Annotated in this window: 1 rRNA gene; it reads right to left on the bottom strand. The window is 51.9% G+C overall.

Annotated features, from left to right (window positions below):
• Positions 1–54 precede the first annotated feature (54 nt).
• Positions 55–2,947 (bottom strand): 23S ribosomal RNA (locus tag BUB69_RS28085).
• Positions 2,948–3,029: the final 82 nt, after the last annotated feature.

Below are 3,029 nucleotides of genomic sequence, written 5' to 3'. Positions count from 1 at the left end.
TCTTCACAGTCACCGCAATCTGTGCCCTTAGGTCGCAGATTGCTTGGGTGTTATATGGTCAAGCCTCACGGGCAATTAGTATTGGTTAGCTCAACGCCTCACAGCGCTTACACACCCAACCTATCAACGTCGTAGTCTTCGACGGCCCTTCAGGGAACTCAAGGTTCCAGTGAGATCTCATCTTGAGGCAAGTTTCCCGCTTAGATGCTTTCAGCGGTTATCTTTTCCGAACATAGCTACCCGGCAATGCCACTGGCGTGACAACCGGAACACCAGAGGTTCGTCCACTCCGGTCCTCTCGTACTAGGAGCAGCCCCTCTCAAATCTCAAACGTCCACGGCAGATAGGGACCGAACTGTCTCACGACGTTCTAAACCCAGCTCGCGTACCACTTTAAATGGCGAACAGCCATACCCTTGGGACCGGCTTCAGCCCCAGGATGTGATGAGCCGACATCGAGGTGCCAAACACCGCCGTCGATATGAACTCTTGGGCGGTATCAGCCTGTTATCCCCGGAGTACCTTTTATCCGTTGAGCGATGGCCCTTCCATACAGAACCACCGGATCACTAAGACCTACTTTCGTACCTGCTCGACGTGTCTGTCTCGCAGTCAAGCGCGCTTTTGCCTTTATACTCTACGACCGATTTCCGACCGGTCTGAGCGCACCTTCGTACTCCTCCGTTACTCTTTAGGAGGAGACCGCCCCAGTCAAACTACCCACCATACACTGTCCTCGATCCGGATAACGGACCTGAGTTAGAACCTCAAAGTTGCCAGGGTGGTATTTCAAGGTTGGCTCCACGCAGACTGGCGTCCACGCTTCAAAGCCTCCCACCTATCCTACACAAGCAAATTCAAAGTCCAGTGCAAAGCTATAGTAAAGGTTCACGGGGTCTTTCCGTCTAGCCGCGGATACACTGCATCTTCACAGCGATTTCAATTTCACTGAGTCTCGGGTGGAGACAGCGCCGCCATCGTTACGCCATTCGTGCAGGTCGGAACTTACCCGACAAGGAATTTCGCTACCTTAGGACCGTTATAGTTACGGCCGCCGTTTACCGGGGCTTCGATCAAGAGCTTCGCTTGCGCTAACCCCATCAATTAACCTTCCGGCACCGGGCAGGCGTCACACCCTATACGTCCACTTTCGTGTTTGCAGAGTGCTGTGTTTTTAATAAACAGTCGCAGCGGCCTGGTATCTTCGACCGGCGTGGGCTTACGCAGTAAATGCTTCACCCTCACCGGCGCACCTTCTCCCGAAGTTACGGTGCCATTTTGCCTAGTTCCTTCACCCGAGTTCTCTCAAGCGCCTTGGTATTCTCTACCCAACCACCTGTGTCGGTTTGGGGTACGGTTCCTGGTTACCTGAAGCTTAGAAGCTTTTCTTGGAAGCATGGCATCAACCACTTCGTGTCCTAAAGGACACTCGTCATCAGCTCTCGGCCTTAAGATCCCGGATTTACCTAAGATCTCAGCCTACCACCTTAAACCTGGACAACCAACGCCAGGCTGGCCTAGCCTTCTCCGTCCCTCCATCGCAATAACCAGAAGTACAGGAATATTAACCTGTTTTCCATCGACTACGCTTTTCAGCCTCGCCTTAGGGACCGACTAACCCTGCGTCGATTAACGTTGCGCAGGAAACCTTGGTCTTTCGGCGTGGGTGTTTTTCACACCCATTGTCGTTACTCATGTCAGCATTCGCACTTCTGATACCTCCAGCAAGCTTCTCAACTCACCTTCACAGGCTTACAGAACGCTCCTCTACCGCATCATCCTAAGATGATACCCGTAGCTTCGGTACCTGGTTTGAGCCCCGTTACATCTTCCGCGCAGGCCGACTCGACTAGTGAGCTATTACGCTTTCTTTAAAGGGTGGCTGCTTCTAAGCCAACCTCCTAGCTGTCTAAGCCTTCCCACATCGTTTCCCACTTAACCAGGATTTTGGGACCTTAGCTGACGGTCTGGGTTGTTTCCCTTTTCACGACGGACGTTAGCACCCGCCGTGTGTCTCCCATGCTCGGCACTTGTAGGTATTCGGAGTTTGCATCGGTTTGGTAAGTCGGGATGACCCCCTAGCCGAAACAGTGCTCTACCCCCTACAGTGATACATGAGGCGCTACCTAAATAGCTTTCGAGGAGAACCAGCTATCTCCGAGCTTGATTAGCCTTTCACTCCGATCCACAGGTCATCCGCTAACTTTTCAACGGTAGTCGGTTCGGTCCTCCAGTCAGTGTTACCTAACCTTCAACCTGCCCATGGATAGATCGCCCGGTTTCGGGTCTATTCCCAGCGACTTGACGCCCTATTAAGACTCGCTTTCGCTACGCCTCCCCTATTCGGTTAAGCTTGCCACTGAAAATAAGTCGCTGACCCATTATACAAAAGGTACGCAGTCACCCAACAAAGTGGGCTCCCACTGCTTGTACGCATACGGTTTCAGGATCTATTTCACTCCGCTCTCCGCGGTTCTTTTCGCCTTTCCCTCACGGTACTGGTTCACTATCGGTCAGTCAGTAGTATTTAGCCTTGGAGGATGGTCCCCCCATATTCAGACAAGGTTTCTCGTGCCCCGTCCTACTCGATTTCATTGCAAAGAGATTTTCGCGTACAGGGCTATCACCCACTATGGCCGCACTTTCCAGAGCGTTCCGCTAATCTCAATACAACTTAAGGGCTGGTCCCCGTTCGCTCGCCACTACTAAGGGAATCTCGGTTGATTTCTTTTCCTCAGGGTACTTAGATGTTTCAGTTCCCCTGGTTCGCTCCATACACCTATGTATTCAGTGTAAGGTAACTGTCTTATGACAGCTGGGTTCCCCCATTCAGACATCTCCGGATCACAGTCTGTTTGCCGACTCCCCGAAGCTTTTCGCAGGCTACCACGTCTTTCATCGCCTCTGACTGCCAAGGCATCCACCGTATGCGCTTCTTCACTTGACCATATAACCCCAAGCAATCTGGTTATACTGTGAAGACGACATTCGCCGAAAGTTTGTTCTCACAAACTTTACCTTAGCCTGTT

It is taken from the genome of Pseudomonas asturiensis (assembly GCF_900143095.1).
GTDB classification, from domain to species: domain Bacteria; phylum Pseudomonadota; class Gammaproteobacteria; order Pseudomonadales; family Pseudomonadaceae; genus Aquipseudomonas; species Aquipseudomonas asturiensis.
Note: the sequence above shows the minus strand (reverse complement) of the source record. Positions and strands in the feature narration are given on the sequence as shown.